Origin of the sequence: Sphingobacterium sp. UBA6320, from assembly GCF_002440335.1 — a bacterium.
Taxonomy (GTDB): domain Bacteria; phylum Bacteroidota; class Bacteroidia; order Sphingobacteriales; family Sphingobacteriaceae; genus Sphingobacterium.
This window is the reverse complement of the sequence record NZ_DJTA01000033.1, coordinates 95,117-114,147: the sequence shown is the minus strand read 5'-3', so window position 1 is coordinate 114,147 and position 19,031 is coordinate 95,117. Positions and strand designations below refer to the sequence as shown.

At 35.4% G+C, this 19,031-nt stretch carries 21 protein-coding genes and 1 pseudogene; 6 read left to right on the top strand and 16 right to left on the bottom strand.

Going from position 1 to position 19,031, the window contains the following annotated elements:
* Positions 1-64 precede the first annotated feature (64 nt).
* The 5 genes from B3P23_RS21265 to B3P23_RS21245 all read right to left on the bottom strand — a co-directional run bounded on the left by B3P23_RS21265 (position 65) and on the right by B3P23_RS21245 (position 2,413).
* Positions 65-460, bottom strand: coding sequence for a hypothetical protein (locus B3P23_RS21265; RefSeq protein ID WP_293929439.1), 396 nt, complete (start codon positions 458-460; stop codon positions 65-67).
* 93 nt (positions 461-553) lie between these two features.
* Positions 554-778 carry a hypothetical protein gene (locus tag B3P23_RS21260; protein WP_293929437.1) on the bottom strand — a complete coding sequence of 75 codons (225 nt, stop codon included), beginning with the start codon at positions 776-778 and terminating at the stop codon, positions 554-556.
* A 145-nt stretch (positions 779-923) separates the two neighbouring features.
* Complete coding sequence (locus tag B3P23_RS21255; protein ID WP_293929435.1) at positions 924-1,415, bottom strand: hypothetical protein; 492 nt, start codon at positions 1,413-1,415, stop codon at positions 924-926.
* A gap of 107 nt (positions 1,416-1,522) precedes the next feature.
* Positions 1,523-1,822, bottom strand: a complete 300-nt coding sequence (locus B3P23_RS21250) for a hypothetical protein (RefSeq protein ID WP_293929433.1) — start codon at positions 1,820-1,822, stop codon at positions 1,523-1,525.
* 108 nt (positions 1,823-1,930) lie between these two features.
* Positions 1,931-2,413 carry an HAD domain-containing protein gene (locus B3P23_RS21245; protein ID WP_293929431.1) on the bottom strand — a complete coding sequence of 161 codons (483 nt, stop codon included), beginning with the start codon at positions 2,411-2,413 and terminating at the stop codon, positions 1,931-1,933.
* Positions 2,414-2,883: 470 nt separating this feature from the next.
* Between B3P23_RS21245 and B3P23_RS21240 the strand changes: the two genes are divergently transcribed.
* A complete protein-coding gene (locus tag B3P23_RS21240) occupies positions 2,884-3,522 on the top strand; it encodes a suppressor of fused domain protein (RefSeq protein WP_293929429.1) in 639 nt (212 codons plus the stop codon).
* A gap of 309 nt (positions 3,523-3,831) precedes the next feature.
* On the opposite strand, the gene B3P23_RS21235 is transcribed toward B3P23_RS21240, so the two are convergent.
* The 5 genes and pseudogenes from B3P23_RS21235 to B3P23_RS21220 form a co-directional block, all read right to left on the bottom strand.
* Positions 3,832-4,716 (bottom strand): Rpn family recombination-promoting nuclease/putative transposase, encoded by an 885-nt coding sequence (locus B3P23_RS21235; RefSeq protein ID WP_108159680.1) that lies wholly within the window; start codon positions 4,714-4,716, stop codon positions 3,832-3,834.
* A 222-nt stretch (positions 4,717-4,938) separates the two neighbouring features.
* Positions 4,939-5,388: a nuclear transport factor 2 family protein gene (locus B3P23_RS21230; protein WP_293929426.1), complete on the bottom strand. Its 450-nt coding sequence runs from the start codon at positions 5,386-5,388 to the stop codon at positions 4,939-4,941.
* A gap of 913 nt (positions 5,389-6,301) precedes the next feature.
* On the bottom strand, positions 6,302-6,862 hold the full coding sequence (locus B3P23_RS21225; protein WP_248753776.1) for a hypothetical protein: 561 nt from the start codon (positions 6,860-6,862) through the stop codon (positions 6,302-6,304).
* 123 nt (positions 6,863-6,985) lie between these two features.
* Positions 6,986-7,120 (bottom strand): annotated as a pseudogene (locus B3P23_RS21520) (RHS repeat-associated core domain-containing protein); the annotation flags it as partial.
* A gap of 278 nt (positions 7,121-7,398) precedes the next feature.
* Positions 7,399-8,583 carry an IS256 family transposase gene (locus B3P23_RS21220; protein ID WP_293929423.1) on the bottom strand — a complete coding sequence of 395 codons (1,185 nt, stop codon included), beginning with the start codon at positions 8,581-8,583 and terminating at the stop codon, positions 7,399-7,401.
* Positions 8,584-8,716: 133 nt separating this feature from the next.
* On the opposite strand from B3P23_RS21220, the gene B3P23_RS21215 reads away from it, so the two are divergent.
* Positions 8,717-8,962, top strand: a complete 246-nt coding sequence (locus B3P23_RS21215; protein ID WP_293929421.1) for a hypothetical protein — start codon at positions 8,717-8,719, stop codon at positions 8,960-8,962.
* A 250-nt stretch (positions 8,963-9,212) separates the two neighbouring features.
* On the opposite strand, the gene B3P23_RS21210 is transcribed toward B3P23_RS21215, so the two are convergent.
* Positions 9,213-10,199, bottom strand: coding sequence for an Rpn family recombination-promoting nuclease/putative transposase (locus tag B3P23_RS21210; RefSeq protein ID WP_293929419.1), 987 nt, complete (start codon positions 10,197-10,199; stop codon positions 9,213-9,215).
* Between the two features lie 299 nt (positions 10,200-10,498).
* Between B3P23_RS21210 and B3P23_RS21205 the strand changes: the two genes are divergently transcribed.
* Positions 10,499-11,131 (top strand): hypothetical protein, encoded by a 633-nt coding sequence (locus B3P23_RS21205; protein ID WP_293929417.1) that lies wholly within the window; start codon positions 10,499-10,501, stop codon positions 11,129-11,131.
* Positions 11,132-11,318: 187 nt separating this feature from the next.
* On the opposite strand, the gene B3P23_RS21200 is transcribed toward B3P23_RS21205, so the two are convergent.
* From B3P23_RS21200 to B3P23_RS21190, 3 genes are all read right to left on the bottom strand, one after another.
* A complete protein-coding gene (locus B3P23_RS21200) occupies positions 11,319-11,561 on the bottom strand; it encodes a hypothetical protein (RefSeq protein WP_293929415.1) in 243 nt (80 codons plus the stop codon).
* 216 nt (positions 11,562-11,777) lie between these two features.
* Positions 11,778-12,227, bottom strand: a complete 450-nt coding sequence (locus B3P23_RS21195) for a nuclear transport factor 2 family protein (RefSeq protein ID WP_293929414.1) — start codon at positions 12,225-12,227, stop codon at positions 11,778-11,780.
* Between the two features lie 451 nt (positions 12,228-12,678).
* A complete protein-coding gene (locus tag B3P23_RS21190; RefSeq protein ID WP_293929412.1) occupies positions 12,679-13,764 on the bottom strand; it encodes a glycoside hydrolase family 43 protein in 1,086 nt (361 codons plus the stop codon).
* A 445-nt stretch (positions 13,765-14,209) separates the two neighbouring features.
* Between B3P23_RS21190 and B3P23_RS21185 the strand changes: the two genes are divergently transcribed.
* A complete protein-coding gene (locus B3P23_RS21185) occupies positions 14,210-15,184 on the top strand; it encodes a glycoside hydrolase family 43 protein (protein ID WP_293929410.1) in 975 nt (324 codons plus the stop codon).
* A 102-nt stretch (positions 15,185-15,286) separates the two neighbouring features.
* Here the strand turns inward: B3P23_RS21185 and B3P23_RS21180 are convergent, their stop codons facing one another.
* Both B3P23_RS21180 and B3P23_RS21175 read right to left on the bottom strand, forming a co-directional pair.
* The gene (locus B3P23_RS21180; RefSeq protein ID WP_293929408.1) at positions 15,287-15,736 is read right to left on the bottom strand and encodes a nuclear transport factor 2 family protein; all 450 of its coding nucleotides are present in this window, start codon (positions 15,734-15,736) and stop codon (positions 15,287-15,289) included.
* A gap of 203 nt (positions 15,737-15,939) precedes the next feature.
* On the bottom strand, positions 15,940-16,860 hold the full coding sequence (locus B3P23_RS21175) for a hypothetical protein (protein WP_293929406.1): 921 nt from the start codon (positions 16,858-16,860) through the stop codon (positions 15,940-15,942).
* 339 nt (positions 16,861-17,199) lie between these two features.
* On the opposite strand from B3P23_RS21175, the gene B3P23_RS21170 reads away from it, so the two are divergent.
* Positions 17,200-17,943, top strand: coding sequence for a class I SAM-dependent methyltransferase (locus tag B3P23_RS21170; RefSeq protein ID WP_293929404.1), 744 nt, complete (start codon positions 17,200-17,202; stop codon positions 17,941-17,943).
* Positions 17,944-18,002: 59 nt separating this feature from the next.
* Positions 18,003-18,959 carry an alpha/beta fold hydrolase gene (locus tag B3P23_RS21165; protein ID WP_293929402.1) on the top strand — a complete coding sequence of 319 codons (957 nt, stop codon included), beginning with the start codon at positions 18,003-18,005 and terminating at the stop codon, positions 18,957-18,959.
* The last annotated feature ends 72 nt before the right edge of the window (positions 18,960-19,031 follow it).

Genomic DNA, 19,031 nt, shown 5'->3' with positions numbered 1-19,031 from the left:
AGCTATTTCGCAATTCTCATTTTTCTTTTATCTCCTCCAAGTATCAAACACTAATTGGCAATACCTACTCATAACGAAATGGATTAAATCCATTTACTATATCAAACTCTGGCTCTTCTCCTTTAGACCTTAGTCTTGGATAAAATTCCATCAAGATATATTCATTTGGTAATATAAACAAAGACATTGTGCTGTAAACATCAGCTTTTACAGATAAAATTTCAACTTTCCGAAAACCAATACCCAATTTCTTTTTTATCGTCTTATATTTATATGGATTATTATTGATACTATCTTTTGTAATCAGCTCTCCATCTATTTTCACTTGTGCATCAATACTGTAACCGTCTGATGTTGAAGATGACATACCCAGATATATGATCGTTTCATATTTTACACCAAAGAGAAAAAAAGCTATCAAAGCCAAAACAATCACCAAAATTATAGTTTTTCTTTTCATTAAAAATAATTTATTTATATGGTAGTCCTACATTATTTATATGACCATTAGTTACACTTCTTCCATGTCTCATATGTAAAAATGGATAAGGTTTTACTCGGAACGAATTACTACCTTGGTTAATATTCGAATATCATACATAGTTCGTTCCTCCTTTGTCAATTTTGCGTAGCTGGCCAACTGAAAGAAGCGTTGAAATACTTCGGAATTCATAATCCTTGGAAAGGTCTTTAACATAGACATATTCTTAAGCATAAAGAATACTTTGTCCAGTTCGGCTTCAACCTCAGCTTCGCTTTTAACAAAAAAAATCATCATATATCATTATTTGATTAAATGCAATGTGCTTTTAGATTATTGTCTGTTTTAACCTAAAATATAAAATTGATATTAAAATTTTTGGCATCTATTTTCAGGATTATAAGGAACTCTGTTAGGCTCAACCTCTCTCCATGATTTATAATCATAATTTATAAATACCACTTCCTTGAAAATCGACACCAGTATTGATTCCTGGCGAAACGATAATAGCTACATCAAATAAATTAAAATCATCTATGATAGAATTCCAATAATCTAAATTTAATGAATCAGTGGGTGAATCCACCAATTCATCATAATCAAATTTTGAGGCGAGGTTTAGGAATAATTCCTTATTAACAAAAATAACAACACCTGAATCTGTCGTAAAGAAACCAATATCATTAACATCAATTTTATCGAAATCGACGTTTTTTATTTGATCAATCCTAAATACTTTTCCCTCAGGAACAAATTCTGCAAAAGGATTGTAAGTATATGGAAATACGATATTCCTAATTTCGTCAAATATATCATCCCTTTTTAGGTGTGCTAATTCTGCTCTAATTTCATTAATGTATAATGCGTCTATGACGATATACTTAATGGTAACTGACAATTCAATAGGTTCACCATTTAGCGAAATATTTTTCATGACTTTTAAATCTTATTTATATAGAATATACGGCAAGTAATCCAATCCATGGCAAGCAGGTTTGCGTTATTTTTGTAAACAATTAAAATATAGATATTTCACACTATCTAATATAAAACTAAACTATCATCAATCGCTTGATTTTTATCATTTTCAATATATAGGTATCTGCCAACTTCATTATTACCTGCATACAACAGTAAACAGACCTCAATATTATACTCCTCGAAAACTCTTTTCGAAAATACAATTTTTATATCTTTCTCAATTAACACAATATCATCAAAAGGCATGCTTAATTCATCTTTCAAAAATTGATTTGCATCATTTTGAATACACTGTTCGAAGCTTTCTTTGGCTTTATGATATAGTAGCGATAAATGTAATTCCGTATTTACAAATTCCATGATCAATTAATTTTAAGCTTTGTAATAAATTGTATTATTCTTGATTTCTGAATTGAATTTACGGGAGTAATCACAGCCTCGTGTTTAATAGTGTAGAACGGTAAGTTCTCAATCGATCTTACTTGACAACCTTCTCTGTAAAATTCGTTTTAAGTCATTTAGATCATTTAAACCAGTATAAGAATTTGTCAAGACTAAACGATCCTTTAGATGTGCAGGTAAATCATTCAGGGACTTATCATCATCTATAATGACAACCTCTTTATAATCTAAATTATTGGATTGAATCCATCCTAAAATCTCCTCTCTTCGAGTATATCGATGATTTGAAAAATACGCTTTATCATCTAAAATGGATAGATTTTTCAGCTCTAATCCTCTCCTTTTAAAAATGACTTTCCATTCTTGAATACTATATTTAAAACGATGTGATGTGGAAAGAATGACATTGTCCTTTGTTTTATAGATAACAGACTTTAAAATCTGAATAGATTGCGGATTAAACTTATAAAAGCCATCATCCTCCAATTCCACTTTTTGATGTGGATTAGCATGAACCAATACTCCGTCAATATCTAAGAAAAAAATCATTGTATCGTCTTTTTATATTTTTTTAAAAGGTTTTGAAAGGTTTGGGTTTAGAAAATATAAGCTATCCTTTCTTAAAAATAGCGATTTCTTTCTGTATATACTCCTAAAAAAACACTTTATTAGTGGGTGAAATTAAAAGATGGACTTGCAAATAAAATCAGCAGTATAAGTTAAGCCGTTTTTTTAAGATTTTGTTTTCTGCTGTCAAATTGTGCTATAGCAAGATTTTCTTATGCATAATGGCGACGCTCTCTATTATACCAAACTTCAATTTATTCGAATAAGTCTGTCCTCATTTGTTCCTTCGACTCTCTTGATCCAATTTGTTACCGCGGTTAAAATGCTTTCTACTTTGTCATGAATATCTGCAGTGGAGTTGCTACCTTTGAGTGTAGACTGTTTGCTCCTTACTTGTATAGTAGGTGAAATTTTTATCTATCGCCATCTTTTATAAACAATATTCGTAGAATATGAAAAACTCTGTACCCAATAGTGTCGAACTAATTGATAAACATTTAGACCTGTTTTTCGATGAAAATGATGACATTGTCGTCTTTGATGAAATTGAATCAGATGTCATTCATAGAGATGTGTATTTTGTAAAAGCAAATGAAGACAGGCCATATCATATTTTGTTAAGTTGTGGCATGAGTGCTTTGCCCATGAAAATTCCTGAAGACATTGATTCCTCTCCTTATGCTGAGGTCATGATTTTGTTACCTAAAGAATGGAACTTAGAATATGACTCCTTTAAGGATGAACGAAATTATTGGCCAATTCGCTTGATGAAAGAAATAATGATTTTGCCTCATCCTGATGAAACTTGGCTAGGATTTGGCCATACCTTTGCTCATGAGGATAATGAGGAATTTGCGGAGAGCATTGGTTTTAATTCGGTGATGCTTGCAAATTCTATGGAGCTACCTGACGATTTCACACAGATCGAACTTGATAATGATGAGTTCGTGACCATTTTTACTTTAATTCCGCTTTACAAAGAGGAGCTCAAATTTAAGAAACAAAATGGCGCCACCACTTTATTGGAGCGCTTTGACCAATTTGGGGTTGAGGAAATCGTAAAAGTTGGCAGACCAAATATTTGTGCTTAAATATATTCGGAAGACCATTTGTATAAGATAATTCTGTAAATTATAGGATTTAAAACACTGTCTTTGCACCATAATTTAGTTTTACTAAAACAAACTGTAGCATTAGCCTCTTCGTCGGAGCGGCCTTGCTATAAACCTACCTTGCGCCTACTATTTCTGTATACAAACTTTAGGAAAAAAGTAGACATTTCCGGAAGCTATATCAAACAAAGGGTGAATAAAATGTGAAAATGCCACAAAAAAAACCGCCTGGTCATCTCAAGCGGTTCTGTATATTTTAGAACAATGTTCTACTTCAGTTTTTTGATTTTAAAGTTTGTTAATAACCTCCAAAGATATGCCTAAACTCTTTGAAATAATTTCATCGCTTACACCAGATTTCTTTAACTCTCTTGCTGAAGCGATTTTCTCAGCATAGGCTTTAGCCTCGGCTTTTTTCTGACCTTCTTTCTGGCCTTCTTTTTTTGCGTATGCCAACGTGTTGGTATAATCGCGTTTACGATCTAAGCTGGATATGTAAGACATCTGTTCCTCAGGCGTTAGTTTTGCCAGTTCTCCTAGTTCAAAGATACGGGAGAATATTCTTTTATCCAAATAGTTAGGTAGCTTATCGATTTTATCCAAGTGCTTCATCAGATACATCCATTGATCCAGAATCGTCGGTAAATCGGCTTTAGCTTTATTAAAATTAGGTAATACAAGCATCTTGTAACTCAACTTAGGATATAGCACCTCCTGATCGAATTCGTCAATAATCTTACCACTATAAAAGTACTTATCACTATTGGCAACATCCAAACGAAAGCCTAAAACAGCGATAAAATAAATTGGCGGTAACTCATAATTATCTCCTTTCTTTCCTTTTTTAGCTAGACGACTAATGGTCCTAGAGGTGTAACCCACCGCACGATCAAAAAAGAAATCCTGATTCTGCAATTGCATCTCCACTAGAAAAACTTCTCCACCTACACCAACACATCGCAAATCAAAAATAACTTTGCGCTCATTAGGTTCATCGCCATCTTCCTCCACATTGCTATAGGTAAGATCCTCTACAACATGTTCGCCTTCTAAAATACTATTCAGAAAATTAATTAGGTTACCCTTATTCTCCTCTCGACCGAAATAAAATTTCCAACCGAAGTCACTTAAGATATCGATGTACTTCGAAAGGTTACTTATCTTTACACTCATAATGGTATATTATTGGTTATCAAGTAAAAATAAAAAACAAAACCTTTTAAACCAAATAATTTAGCAAAAAATACTAAATTATTTATCAAATCAAATATTTCTCTACTTACTGTTAAAAGAATAGGAAAAAACGTTTGTTGTTGGGTAAAATAGCTGTGAATACTAAAAAGAAAAGCCACATCTCTCGACGTGGCTTTTACTAAACATATGATTAAACTTAACTTACTTATACGAGTTGATGGATTGAGATACTTTCCAGTTGCCGCCATCATTGACCAATGTCACCAGATCGGTCTTGGTAAACCCTTCAAATTGTTGGGTCACTTTTGCAAGCATATAGTCACCTGAGTGCTCAACGATTGACGTGCTTGTTTTACAGTTCAGCTGCTCTCCTTTTTGCTTTTTCAAAAAGGAAATAACTTCTGAACGAGTGTTGGTCTTAGCGTTTGATGTCTGTACTTTTTGACTGAAGTCTGATGTAAACAGTTGCTCTACTCCTGCTGACTGTCCTTCGGTCATAACGGCTACGTAATGATCAATGGCTAGATCTGCTGTGGATAGGTTGACAGTTGCTTTTTTAGAGTTGTTTCCTGCCGGTTTGCCTGCTGCCATTGTGAATGTTGATACTGCGATCAAGGCTGCTGCTGCGAATGTTTTTGCTAAAGTTTTCATAATATCTTTATTTTATATTGTTAGTTTATTGTTCTTAATTGTTGATTCAAAAGTAGGGTGTAAATCGTTCCTACCCTATGGCAATTAGACTAAACCAACAAAAAACTCGGTGAATGGTGGAAATAGGGAGGTGAATCTTTTTAAACTATTTTATTTTTAGTTTAGTAAGTGATGAGATGGATTAGCTGAAATATGAAAAAAATAACTCTTTTTATAAAATTAATATAAATCGCTGTTTAAGACGCTGTAAACGAAACATTCAGCCATTCAAACTCTGTTAACATGCGCTAGAGCGGGGATAACTTTAGTACACCAATTAAGTTTTTTTAAACATCTTTTACTGTAGCATCATAAATATTCATATTATCCATTGTAGTTCTATATTTGCGCCATAGAATTTGTGTCTGCTACCGTCGATGCGTTTATTAAATCAGTCAAGCTGAAAAGCATTGCCAACATGTAGGTAATAAAAAGCCCATCCGATTAAGATTGGGCTTTTCAAATAAGAGGTATTTCTATTAATTATTTTTTCTGTTTGAAAAACGGTTCCATGGTATAATTGAGAGAAATAAAAGAAATGAGAAAAAAAATAACCTGAAAGAGTCTCTCCGTGAACCATCTGGCTGGTAAAAGTAATCATATCTATCATTATAAACTAAAGATATCTTTGACCCCTTAGGATACTTCAAACATTCCTCATTAGCCATTCTGACATAGTATACTTTCCCGTGATAATTGATATGGACAGATGAACTCCCCTTATAAGATCTGCAATATTGCTCAATTACAACATGTGATACTGGTACTTGCTTTTCCAATCTACTATTTTGAAGATAGAAGTAAACATTATAAGCTACCCCAACAATTAATATTGCAATCAAAAATGGCCGTATTTTAGAATAATTCATATAGCTTAGTTAGAAACTTTAATAATTTGGGGCACTCCTGCTTCAACGATACCCTTCGGACTAGTAGGACTAGTGAAATAAAGATTCAATTGCTGTAAAGCTTCTGCTCCGCCTCCCTTATAAGCGTCATTCACTGTTTTTACTCCCATATATGCTCTTGTATAACTACTATTCTGTTTAGAAAATTCTTCAAATTTATTTCGATTACGTTTTTGGGTATTTTTATTACGATGGCTATCATTTGCCATTCTGCGTTTATACTTTTCGGCTTTGCGTGCACTAACATTCATCTTTTTAAATATTTTTTTTTCAAGTTTATCAACATATTTCAAGGGGATAAACTTACCAATACCCGCTTCTAACAAACCTCCTGTAAAAGATTTCCACACGTCAAAACTTCCTTTTTCCGCCATATTTGTTATTGCACTCTCTACTGTACTTACCATTACATCTACACCGACATCGATTATCTTTGTTAGAGCTTTCTTCCCGACCTGACTGGATAAAGTATTAGTTAGAGAGCTAATACCTCCCGTAGCCAAACCTGAGGCACCTGATACTGCCAAAGACCAATAACTAATATCAGTTAAGGAAGTCCCAAAATCTTTTCCATTAATAAAATAGTTAATACCAACCTGCTGAATATAATCAGCAGCTATACCAATAACAGCTCCAACAGGTCCTGGAATCTATCCATTTTCATCTGTATAACTAAGTGGGTCATTAAGCACATAAGCATACGGGGTAACTTCTGGATAATAATCCGCTGCTGGATCAACCACATTCCATCTACCTATCTCTGCATCATAGAACCCTGCATCATAATCATATTGGCTAACACTTTCTAGTTACTACCACATTGCAAACCAATACATTACACTTTTTTCATATCTATTAACAGCCACACCATAACTAATGCCATGCTTCCAAATAGATGGCATTGAAGCATTTTCACCAAGAATTTCATTTTTAAATGGCCTTTCCTTATTATCAGTATGGATTATATAAAATTCATAATTAGGATCAGAGTATATACCATTTTTATAACTTATAAAATTGGGGAGTGTAACTCAAACTGTGTCATTGGATAATTAACCAAAATCTAAAAGCCTCTATCAAGTTTGAGCCTATCCCCAAATTTAATGTAAAGTTGGGATATGGTCAAGCCCCAGTTATGCACTGGCATTGTCCACTTTTTAGAGATGTCCTTTATTATCAGAAACATCAGCTTCATAAGAGCCTGCTCAGAACTGAATGCACCTTTAGACTTCGTTATTTTTCGGATCTGACGGTGCATTCCTTCAATAGGATTAGTGGTATAGATAGTCTTCCGGACCTGCTCATCATACTCAAAAAAAGTAGAGAGGTTGATCCAGTTATCGAGCCATGACTTAGCGGCTATGGGGTATTTCTTGCCCCATTTCTCTTCAAAGACCAGTAGCTTTTCATATCCCATTTCTTCGTTTACAGCTTTATAAATGGGCTTTAAATCTTCAATAACAGCCTTTTTGTCCTTTTCTGTAACGTAGCGCATGCTTGATCTAATCTGATGAACAATGCATAACTGAACTTTTGTTTTTGGAAAAATAGCTTCTATAGCTTCAGGAAAGCCCTTCAGTCCATCAATACAGGCTATCAGGATGTCCTCTACACCGCGTTGCTTTAGATCGGTGAGTACGGATAACCAGAATTTTGCTCCTTCGTTTTCCGAACTATATAGCCCTATCAGTTCTTTGCGACCATCCATTCCTATGCCCAGGATATTATAAATGGCCCGGGACTCAACCGTACCGTTCTGACGGACTTTATAATGCATGCAGTCTAGGAAAACAAAGGAATAGACGGCTTCTAGCGGACGACTTCGCCACTCGTTAACAGCAGGTATGACGCTTTCTGTAATACGGGATATTTCAGTTGCAGAAATCTCCATAGCATACATCTCACGGATAAAATCACTTATTGCACGTGTGCTCATACCTTTGGCATACATGCTCAGCACATGACCTTCCAGCTGTTCTGTTATAATAAGCTGGCGTTTGGGAACTACCTTGGGCTCAAATGTACCAGATCTATCCCGTCCAGATTCAAGTTCAAATGTACCTCTATTAAGACCTCGAACAGTCGTTTTGGTCTTGCCATTCCGACGATTGGAGTTCCCGGAAGCTTTATCTTCCTGAAGGTGACTTTCAAGCTCGCTATCCATCATCGACTCCAGTAAGTGCTTCATTAAGGGCGCTAGAACGCCATCATTTGGAGATAAACTCTTTCCGTTATAAAGACCTTGCATAGCTTCCCCTTTGAAGCGTTCAAAACGGCGACGCCCTCTTGAGTTCCTTTAAAAACAAACACGAACGAAAAATCAAATGGGGTCTTTTCTTTCATGACCATGTCGTTTGAATAATTAAATATAAAAAAACTTATTGAATTATTCCGTTGACACAGTTTACGTTACAGTCTCTGTGCAATCGGATCGGGTTATTTTTCAGATCGAGGATATAATAATTCAGGATGATCCCAACACAATTTATGTCGACATCAGTAATATCATGACGATCTTTGTTTCTCCTGTTAAATTTATCGGTGACTTGGATGATCTTTATATATTAACATTGAAGGTACGTAATGAGAGAAATATGAAAGATATGAATACCATTCGTATTCGCTGATAGGTATCGTAAACCTCTATGATCCCAGCTAATTAATGTTGCTACTTCTGCGGAAACGATGATCCATATTTAATTACTTTTTTAAGCTGTGTTTTAAAAATTATGACCAACATATTTAATAAAACTTTCCTACCACTAAATAAGACTCTTTAAAAAAATGGTTATTTGAGTGTCGCCCACTTGTAAGTAACAAGGGTACAAAAAAACCGCCTGGTCATCCCAAACGGTTCTGTTATTTTAGAATCCTGTTCTACTTCAGTTTTTCGATCTCTTCTATTGAAAGTCCGGTACCCTTAGCAATATCTGCTATTGGTAACCCCATTTTCTTAAAATTCAAAGCTGTTTCAATGGATTTTTTATGCTCTCCTTCAACAAGACCTTCTGCTTTTCCTTGAGTTTTTCCTTCAGCTTTAGCTGTTATTGCAACTCTTTTAGCTTCTTTTTCTGCTTTCTTAGCTTCTCTTATAGCTTCTTTCAATTGCTTTTCTAGTCCTTCCAGCCGTTTCTGTTGCTCTTGTTGATACATCCGCACTGCTTCAGCATCCCACTTACGTTTTAAACTAATATCATACATAGTTCGTTCCTCCTTTGTCAATTTTGCGTAGCTGGCCAACTGAAAGAACCGCTGAAATACGGCCGAATTCATAATTCGTGGCAAGGTCTTTAACGTTGACATATTCTTGAGCATAAAGAATACTTTGTCGAGTTCATCTTCAACCTCTGCTTCGCTTTTAACAAAGTTAATAATTTCTAAATAGATAAAGCCCAAACCCTCGTAAAAAATTTGTCCTGAATCTCTATGACACAGGCAGGTATCATGAAAATATGTACTCCGATCACCCCCTGGCATATGAAAGCCATCCATCAAGACAATGGTGTAAACCTCTGGAATGGCATACGCCCAGGCTTTGCGGTTTCCTTTGGGTGCTGTGTCTGAAATGACCTTGCTGGCATAGTACAGCATGCGTTGCTTCAGGTTGGTCTGTGTACTCGTCTGCATCTCGATGATGATCTCTTCTCCTGTACTAATCTGGACAACCAAATCAAAGATAACTTTACCAATCTCTTCGGTCGCTCCGATACGCTCGGTATCCCGATAAGTAAGATCTGTGATGGTCTTACGACCACGAAAGATGATGTTTAGAAAGTTGATCAGGTTGATCTTGTCTCCGAATAACCGCTTGAATCCTTCATCGGTGGTTGGATCAATAAAGACGGGTTGTGAATGTGCTAACATAATTCTAGGATTTACTTAAATAATTAATTACATAAATCAAATATGATAAAAACTAAAAATATTAGTCGGTTATTAAACGTTTGTTGTCGTTTGTTGTCGGCTAGCACAATTTAGAGCAATCTTTAGAGATACATTAGAAAAGAAAGAAAAGCCACATCTCTCGACCTGGCTTTTACTAAACATATGAAATTTACTTAACTTACTTATAGGAGTTGATGGATTGGCTAATCTTTTATTATCTTAGTTTAGTTAAACATAATATGAGCGGTAATTTTAGATAATGCCACAGCCAAACAAGAATGATAAATTTTGAAAACATAAAAACTTATTCAACTGAATTCCCAGAGGCTTGGAGTTTTTTGTGGTCACCAGAACAGGCAAGTAAAATACCGGAGGAACATAAAGACCAAATCTTCTTTCTGAATAACGAAGCAAGTGAGTTTGTGGAAAATTACATCAACAGCTCGAAAATGATTACAGGCCCATTATGGAAACCATTTAATGAAAAATACTTTAAAACAATTGAAGAATTTGAAGTAACAGAAGACTGTGAACACGAAATAAAAAAATGGCTTTATTCGAAACCTATTCCGTTCAACAAGTTTGTATTTATTTACAGTGATAGAGGTGGACAATCTGTAACACTGACTTGGAAGATGGTAATTAAATATTGGGAAGGAATTTTTTTTGCTGACGACTTAATCATATTTGACGAAACACTAAATTGGGGACTTTTTTATTTTCATGAAGACAGAATTTACTTTGGTTCAGACAAAATCTACGACAAAGAATTTGAGTATGAAAAAACTAGAGAACTTAACGAATTGAAACATAGATTTCTCAATAAAGATAATCTTAACTTTAACAATGAGGACAAGAAGAAATCTATAAGAGATTTTAAACAGAAATACAACACAGATAGAATTGAATAAAACCTACCGCTAACATTTTAGCAAAATGGTAGGTTTAGTGCTACATTCAAGTTCAGTTTTTCAATTATGGCGAAATTGTTAAAAAAGAATGGGAAGACGATTGTGGTTATGAATATCCATATGACAATATGCCCAACCAAGTGATGAATAGCAATAAAAACAGCACATAACTACTAGTTATTGTGAACTAGTAGCTTGTAGGCACAGAGTATTTAATCTTTAGACTTCCCTTTTTTGCTAGATAAGCCTGAAACCGAACTGCAACTTTTGGATTATACCAATCAACTTTCAGTTCCTTTTTAATATCTCCGCCAGCGATTGAGATTCCATGTACTTTTATTGAGTCATCTGTTTGTCCATCAATTTCGAGAATCAAAGTGGTGGCATCACTTACATCAGTTTCTGCAATAAACAGCGTGTCTTTACGCATATCTGATAATTGCCATTCGCCACGGTTCTTAGTATTGCACGAGACAAAGATTGCTATTAGAATAGCTGTTAAGACTTGTGCAAAAATGAATTTATAAAATCCTAAATATGATCCATATGGTAGTCGAGTACTGTTGTCCAGCGCGTCTGAGGATACTAAAAAGCAAAGCCTCATCTCACGATGTGGCTTTTACTAAACATATGAATTAAACTTAACTTACTTATACGAATTGATGGATTGGGATACCTTCCAGCTACCACCGTCATTGACTAATGTCACCAGATCAGTTTTGGTAAATCCGTCAAACTGCATGGTTACTTTGGCTAGCATATAATCACTTGATTGCTCAACGATCATGGTACTTGTTTTACAGTTCAACTGCTCGCCTTTTTGCTTTTTCAAGAATGAGATTACTTCTGAACGACTATTGATCCTATTTGTTGAAGCATGTACTTTCTGATTAAAATCTGATGTAAACAATTGCTCTACTCCTGCTGACTGTCCTTCGGTCATAACGGCAACGTAATGATCAATGGCTAGATCCGATGTGGATAGGTTGACAGTTGTTTTTTTAGAGTTGTCTCCTACTGGTTTGCCTGCTGCCATAGTGCATGTTGATATTGCGATCAAGGCTGCTGCTGCGAATGTTTTTGCTAAAGTTTTCATAATGTCTTTATATTATATTGTTAGTTTTTTGTTTATACATGTTTGTAATTGTTGATTCAAAAGTAGGGTGTAAATCGTCCCTACCCTATGGCAATTAGATTAAACCAACTAAAAACTCGGTGAATGGTGGAAATAGGGAGGTGAAGATAAGTTCTTTAAAGCAATGCGAAATTTGCAGATCAAAGTTGGTATGTGTGTTATGGATTTAATCTTGCGGAGGAACGATTTCAAGATAGAAAACAAGCAGCAACAAAAAAGGTATATGGCGCATAATAACATAGAGAATGCCACTATTTAAGTAAACGGTGGTATTCTCTATATTGAATCTGGGTTATTATGTATAATATTATTGAAATATAATCAATAATCAACTTTTTGAATTTTAATTTATTATATGGTATTTCCTATCTCATCAAAGTCGCAATACAATAAACTGAAAACATCAGCTTTATTAAGGTTTGACAGTTGGACCGTCCACTATAAGTTGACCGTTAGGTAAAATTTTCAGTTCATCTAAGAATACTAAGCGCTGACTGCCTGTTTTAGTCGTGCGGGCATGATATACACACCATACTTTGCCTTCTTTATCTCTCAAAAGACTGTTGTGACCCGTCCCTGAAACAATACCTCCATGGGATATGTTTTTTTGTAATATAGGGTTTGTTGCAGACTTTTCGAATGGGCCAAGTGGATTTGAGGCTGTTGCATAGCCAATAGCATAATTCTCTCCTCCGAAATGATTTGCGGAGTACATCATGTAATAGAGATTGTTATGCTTAAAGAGATAGGATCCTTCTGTCCATCTTCTATTCACTTCACCTGAAGTCACAGACCTGCTTTCCCATTCAGATTGTTTATCATCCATGGAAACAGGAGGACGTAACAATAATGTTGGCTCTCCAATTACATGCGAAAAATCTGAAGCTAGCTCTACTCCATATATCCAGCTTTCTTCTATTTCATCAAACATCCCCTGTTGCTTTGCCCAAGCTGCAATCTCCGATTGAACTGGATTTTTATAACAGCATCTGGAATAGTAAAGATACAAACGTCCATCTTCAGCAAAGTACACATTACCGTCAATAATGGGATATCCGGGGTCAAATAACGGACGACCTGTCAAATCAATAAATGGGCCTGTAGGATGGGTTGAGGTTGCGATACCAATACGATAATTTTCTAATTCATCATTCGGATTTTCTTTCCAATGTGCACTGTAAAACATATAGTACTTTCCTCCACGCTTATATACTTCTGGAGCCCAAAAATCTTTCGTCCCCCAGCTTTTATCTTGCTGAGCGATATACACGGTCCCCCTATGCTCCCATTGTTTTAGATCCTTAGAAGAATAGGCTACAAAACCATGCTCTACTCCACCAGTACCATACATATAATAGGCATCTGTTTCTTGATCATAGAGTACAAATGGGTCACCAAAAGCAACATCGAGTGGATTATTTGATTGGGCTTGTGAGGTGGAGAAAAACAACTGCCAGCAACCCATCAATAAGAATAAACATACATTTTTAGTAATCATATTTCAATTATTTTTTAAATAAAGTGCCCACCTCCGCCCAATATACCAGATCGTCCGATCGTAAGATAGGCATCAATCGATTCCCTTTATCATCTCCCCAATCGACCATAATCCAATAGAATAAACTAAAAACTTAAAGCGCTGTTTTAATTTCACATCTGTTTACATCTGTTCACAATTTGGCTATTCATATCTACCGATAGACTATTCATCTCAGGTTCTGCAATTTATCTTTTTATTTATCAATTTTATTTTTTTTGTTTATAATTGTATTGAAGCCCAATTACAAATCTATATCACGTAAAAATGTAAATTAAACTTTACATCATATTGCCCATTTTATTCAAAATCATTCCAATTTGTATCATGTGTGAGCAAAATGATCAACAGATTCATCGGTATTTGAATTTATGGCCAATTCTTCACAAGATTTGAATTCAAAAAAATGAAAATTATGACAAGCATTCCTTATCGTTTAATATCGATTATATGTTTATTTTTTATACTGTCGTTATATTGTAATGCCAATGATGATAAGTCTATTAAAATTATCGAAAACGAGCTACCTATTGCAGACCCTTACGTATTATTCCATAATGGCAAATACTATGCATATGGCACCCGCATAGATGGTTTTGAAGTTTATATTTCCGAGGATCTCAAGCATTGGAAGCGTAATGAAAATTTAGCACTTTCCCCTCAAGACTCTTGGGGAACACGATGGTTCTGGGCACCAGAGGTATATTACGTAACCGCTAAGAAAAAGTTTTACATGTTCTATTCCGTTGATGAACATATTTGTGTGGCTTCTTCCTCAAGCCCGGAAGGGCCTTTTATTCAAGAAGAAAAAAAACCTATTATTGCCAAAGAAAAAGGAATTGACAGTTCTCTTTTTATCGATGATGACGGAACTCCATATTTATTTTATGTCCGATTTACGGATGGAAATGTCATTTGGATGGCTGAGATGAACAATGATTTACAAAGTATAAAAGCAGAAACGCTCACAAAATGCATGAGCGCAAGTGAACCATGGGAGAAGAAACAAGCTACAGTCGTCGAAGGGCCGTCGATCTTAAAACGAGGCAATACGTACTATTTAATTTACTCTGCCAATCATTTTGAAAGCCAGGATTATGCTGTAGGCTATGCAACAGCCAGTTCACCCAAAGGTCCTTGGAAGAAATATAGTGGCAACCCCATCCTAAGGAGAGACCATCCCTCAGCATCGGGATTGCTCGGCACAGGTCATGGAGCTCCATTTATAAGTGCTGATGGCGGATATAAATATATATACCATGCTCATGCCAGCTCAACAAGTGTCGCTCCACGGACATCTTACATTAATGCTTTAGCAATTTCATCTGATGGCGTAATCAGCATTGTTGGAGAACCTATTAGACCGATAATTGTTAAATAAAGATGTTAAACCGTATTGATCGGGCAACACAGCTTAGGATACTAAAAAGCAAAGCCACATCTTGCGACGTGGCTTTTACTAAACATATGATTAAACAGTAAATTACTTGTACGAGTTGATGGATTGGGATACTTTCCAGTTGCCGCCATCATTGACCAAGGTGACTAAGTCGGTCTTGGTAAACCCTTCAAATTGTTGGGTCACTTTTGCAAGCATATAATCACTTGACTGCTCAACGATTGTGGTGCTTGTTTTACAGTTCAACTGCTCGCCTTTTTGTTTTTTCAAGAAGGAAATAACTTCTGAACGGCTGTTGGTTTGATCATTTGATGCATGTACTTTTTGACTGAAGTCGGATGTAAACAATTGCTCTACTCCTGCTGACTGCCCTTCGGTCATAACGGCTACGTAATGATCAATGGCTAGATCCGATGTGGATAGGTTGACAGTTGCTTTTTTAGAGTTGTCTCCTGCTGGTTTTACTGCTGCCATAGTGAAAGTAGATACTGCGATCAAGGCTGCTGCTGCGAATGTTTTTGCTAAAGTTTTCATAATGTCTTTATATTATATTGTTAGTTTTTTGTTTATACATGTTTGTAATTGTTGATTCAAAAGTAGGTTGTAAATCGTCCCTACCCTATGGCAATTAGATTAAACCAACTAAAAACTCGGTGAGTGGTGGAAATGGCTAGGTGAAAGTCACAAAAAAAACCGCTTGGTCATCCAAGCGGTTCTGTATATTTTGAAAATATGTTCTACTTCAGTTTTTCGATTTCCTCGATGGCAAGGCCGGTACCCTTAGCAATATCTGCTACAGGTAAACCCATTTTCTTAAATTCTAATGCAATAGCAAGCTTTTCTGCCTTAAGCTTAGCACGCTCTTCTAAACGACCCTTCTCAATGCCTTCTTTTTTAGCCTTATCCAATAAATATTCTTGAGTGCCCATTATTTTACTCCTTCCTAATTTGTTTTCAATTTCTGACTCAAATATAGTTAAACTACCCTGATTTTCAAAGCGTACGTAATACGTTAAAAAATTATAGAGACCCTGACGCGTACTCTTATCCATTTTACGACTCATCATCTCATCATACAGATCATGCTTGATATCCTTCAGTCTTTCGTCACTGATATTTTTATTCTTGATAGCCAATAATGTGGTCAGTACCACAACTGCGAATGGGTTAACATCAGTACGTAATGCGACCTCATCCTGATGCAACACCTTGTAACTATTAAAACGGTAATGGAGAATGGTGCCCATGAACTCCTTAACATAAACAGATGGATGGTAACTTTGGTTATCGTCGGCAAGAATAGCAATGGCAGAGATTGGAACCTGATACTTATCGGATATTTTATAGTAATATCGAAACATGCGCTCTGCAAGATCTCCCTTGCCTCTACTGGACTGTACCTCAATATGGCACAGTACAAACTGCTCACCGCCGTCTTTCAAATAGACTTTGACCAACTTATCTACAAAACGCACTCCCTTGCCGTTGGGCTCTGGAGGAAATAAGGACTCAAACTCTTTGTCTAAATAATCAAAGGGTGTACTCAGATCGAATATACTTGCTGCATCGGTAAAGAAAAACGCTAAAAAATGCGCAAAAGTCTGCTCTAAAATAGACTTCCAGAGCAGATCATCAACGCGATTGGAAGATTTACTCATAATAAACTGCTTATAATAAGGTTACTATAGTAAAGATACAAAATAAAGAATAGTAAGGCTAATATTTTTAGTAAATAAAATCTGTGAGAAAATGGGAAATTTAAAGGATAGTGAGCGCGAAGCTTGTTGTGCTTCTAATCATGTTGAAGAGCGATTAAAAAATAAACAATCATCGGTACAAAACGGTATACTTACTTCAATAGAAGAATAAATAATTTACTAACATGAGGAACTCCGTTGTATAAGACTGTTAATGAATTTTAGTACAATGCAACATTTGCTTAAATATATCTTATTTTAGGTTCAAAAATCTGACTTTACGTTGTAAATTAAAATATAATGATTGATAAATTATACCAGGATTTAAATTTGGTGCAATTCTATGACTATGATAATCCATGGTCAGAGAGTTATGATGTGATAAGTAATTTCGTAAAAATAGATGATAGCGTTTTAGATATAGGCTGCGGCACAGGTACAGTAGCAAGCGAGCTTATCCATAGATGTAAAGAAATATACGCTTTGGATATATCTGTAGAGATGTTAACAAGAGCAAAGGAAAAAACATCAAACGTCAATTGGATCCATGCTAGTGCTTCATCATTTTCATTTGATAAGAAGTTTGATTTCATTTTTTTGTCGGGTCATAGCTTTCAGACGCTGTTAACTGAAAATGATCGTTTAAAACTCTTGAAAAATATCGAAAATCACTTAAAAGATGATGGAACTTTCGTTTTTGATAGTCGAAATCCATTAGTGCAAGAATGGACTACATGGGGAGAAAAAGAGTCGATTCGATATTTTAAGCATCCTAATTACGGAATCATAAAAGCATGGAATGATTGGGAAGCGAAAGATGAAATTATAACATACCAAACCTTTTATAAGGTTTTGCATACTGATAAAAGGTGGGTGGCTTCTTCTCAGATTTCTTTCCCTATGAAAGAAGAAATTTATTCATTACTTGATCAAGCAGAATTAAGTGTTAAACATTTGTACGGTGACTGGCAATTAAATCCATATACGGACAAAAGTAATGAAATGATTTTTGTAGGTAGTAAAAGAATAATCAGTCTTAAATGATATTAGGGATTTAATGAAATCAACCTGTTTTTATAGTACACATACCGAAATTAAAAAAAATGGATAAAAACCGTCCTTCGCTCATAAAGAGAATAGCAAAAATATTCTTGAAAACAATCATCGGAATTGTAGTGATAATCGCTATCCTACTCCTTGCTACATTCGTAATTCATCGGATCAATTTAAGTCGCGAAGCCGATAAAATTGAAGATTATGGTCAAAAAATAAAAATTTTTGACGGTACCATGAATGTGACAATAGATGGACAGGGTGCAGATACGATCGTATTACTCACGGGATTTGGAACGGCAAGCCCAAGATTGGATTTTGAACCACTGATCAAAGAATTAGACCAGAAATATACCGTGATCACGATTGAACCTTTTGGTTATGGATTGAGCAGTGAAACAAAGCGTGAACGCAGTTTGAATAATATGGCGGAAGAAATCCACGAAGTGGTGAAGCAATTAAATCTTAACCGTTTTATATTAATGGGGCATTCCATTGCCGGGCTTTACAGCTTAGCATACATCAACAAGTATCCAGGTGAAGCAACCGCTTTTGTAGGCATTGATAGCAGTGTGCCAACACAACCGTGGCCGGGGTATAATTCGGCACCTATGGATTTTTTAGCCAAAGCAGGTGTAATGCGTGCATTTTTAAAGTTTTTTGGAGAGGAAAAACCTAAAGACGAATCAGAAGCACACCGTTTTGAACAAAAACACATGATTACGATGAAAGTAACCGGAAACAATACTTTGGACAGAGAAGCAACATCATTGAGTAATAGTTTTAAAGATGCTCAAAAACTAGCTTTCCCGAAGGATTTGCCTGTTTTATTATTTGCGGACAAAAACTCAGCTGTCAAAGGCTGGACAGAACTGCACCAAGAGCAAGCCAACAGCGTGGATAAGGGAAAACTCATCTTACTGCCGGGTTCTCATTATCTACATCATACTCAGTCGAAACGCATTGTAGAAGAGCTTGAGTCGTTTTTAGGAAAACAAAATAATTGAGCAGAATATAACTGCAATTATTGTGGTAAAGAATGTAGGTAATGAATTTTAGTAGAAAACAACTAGAACAAC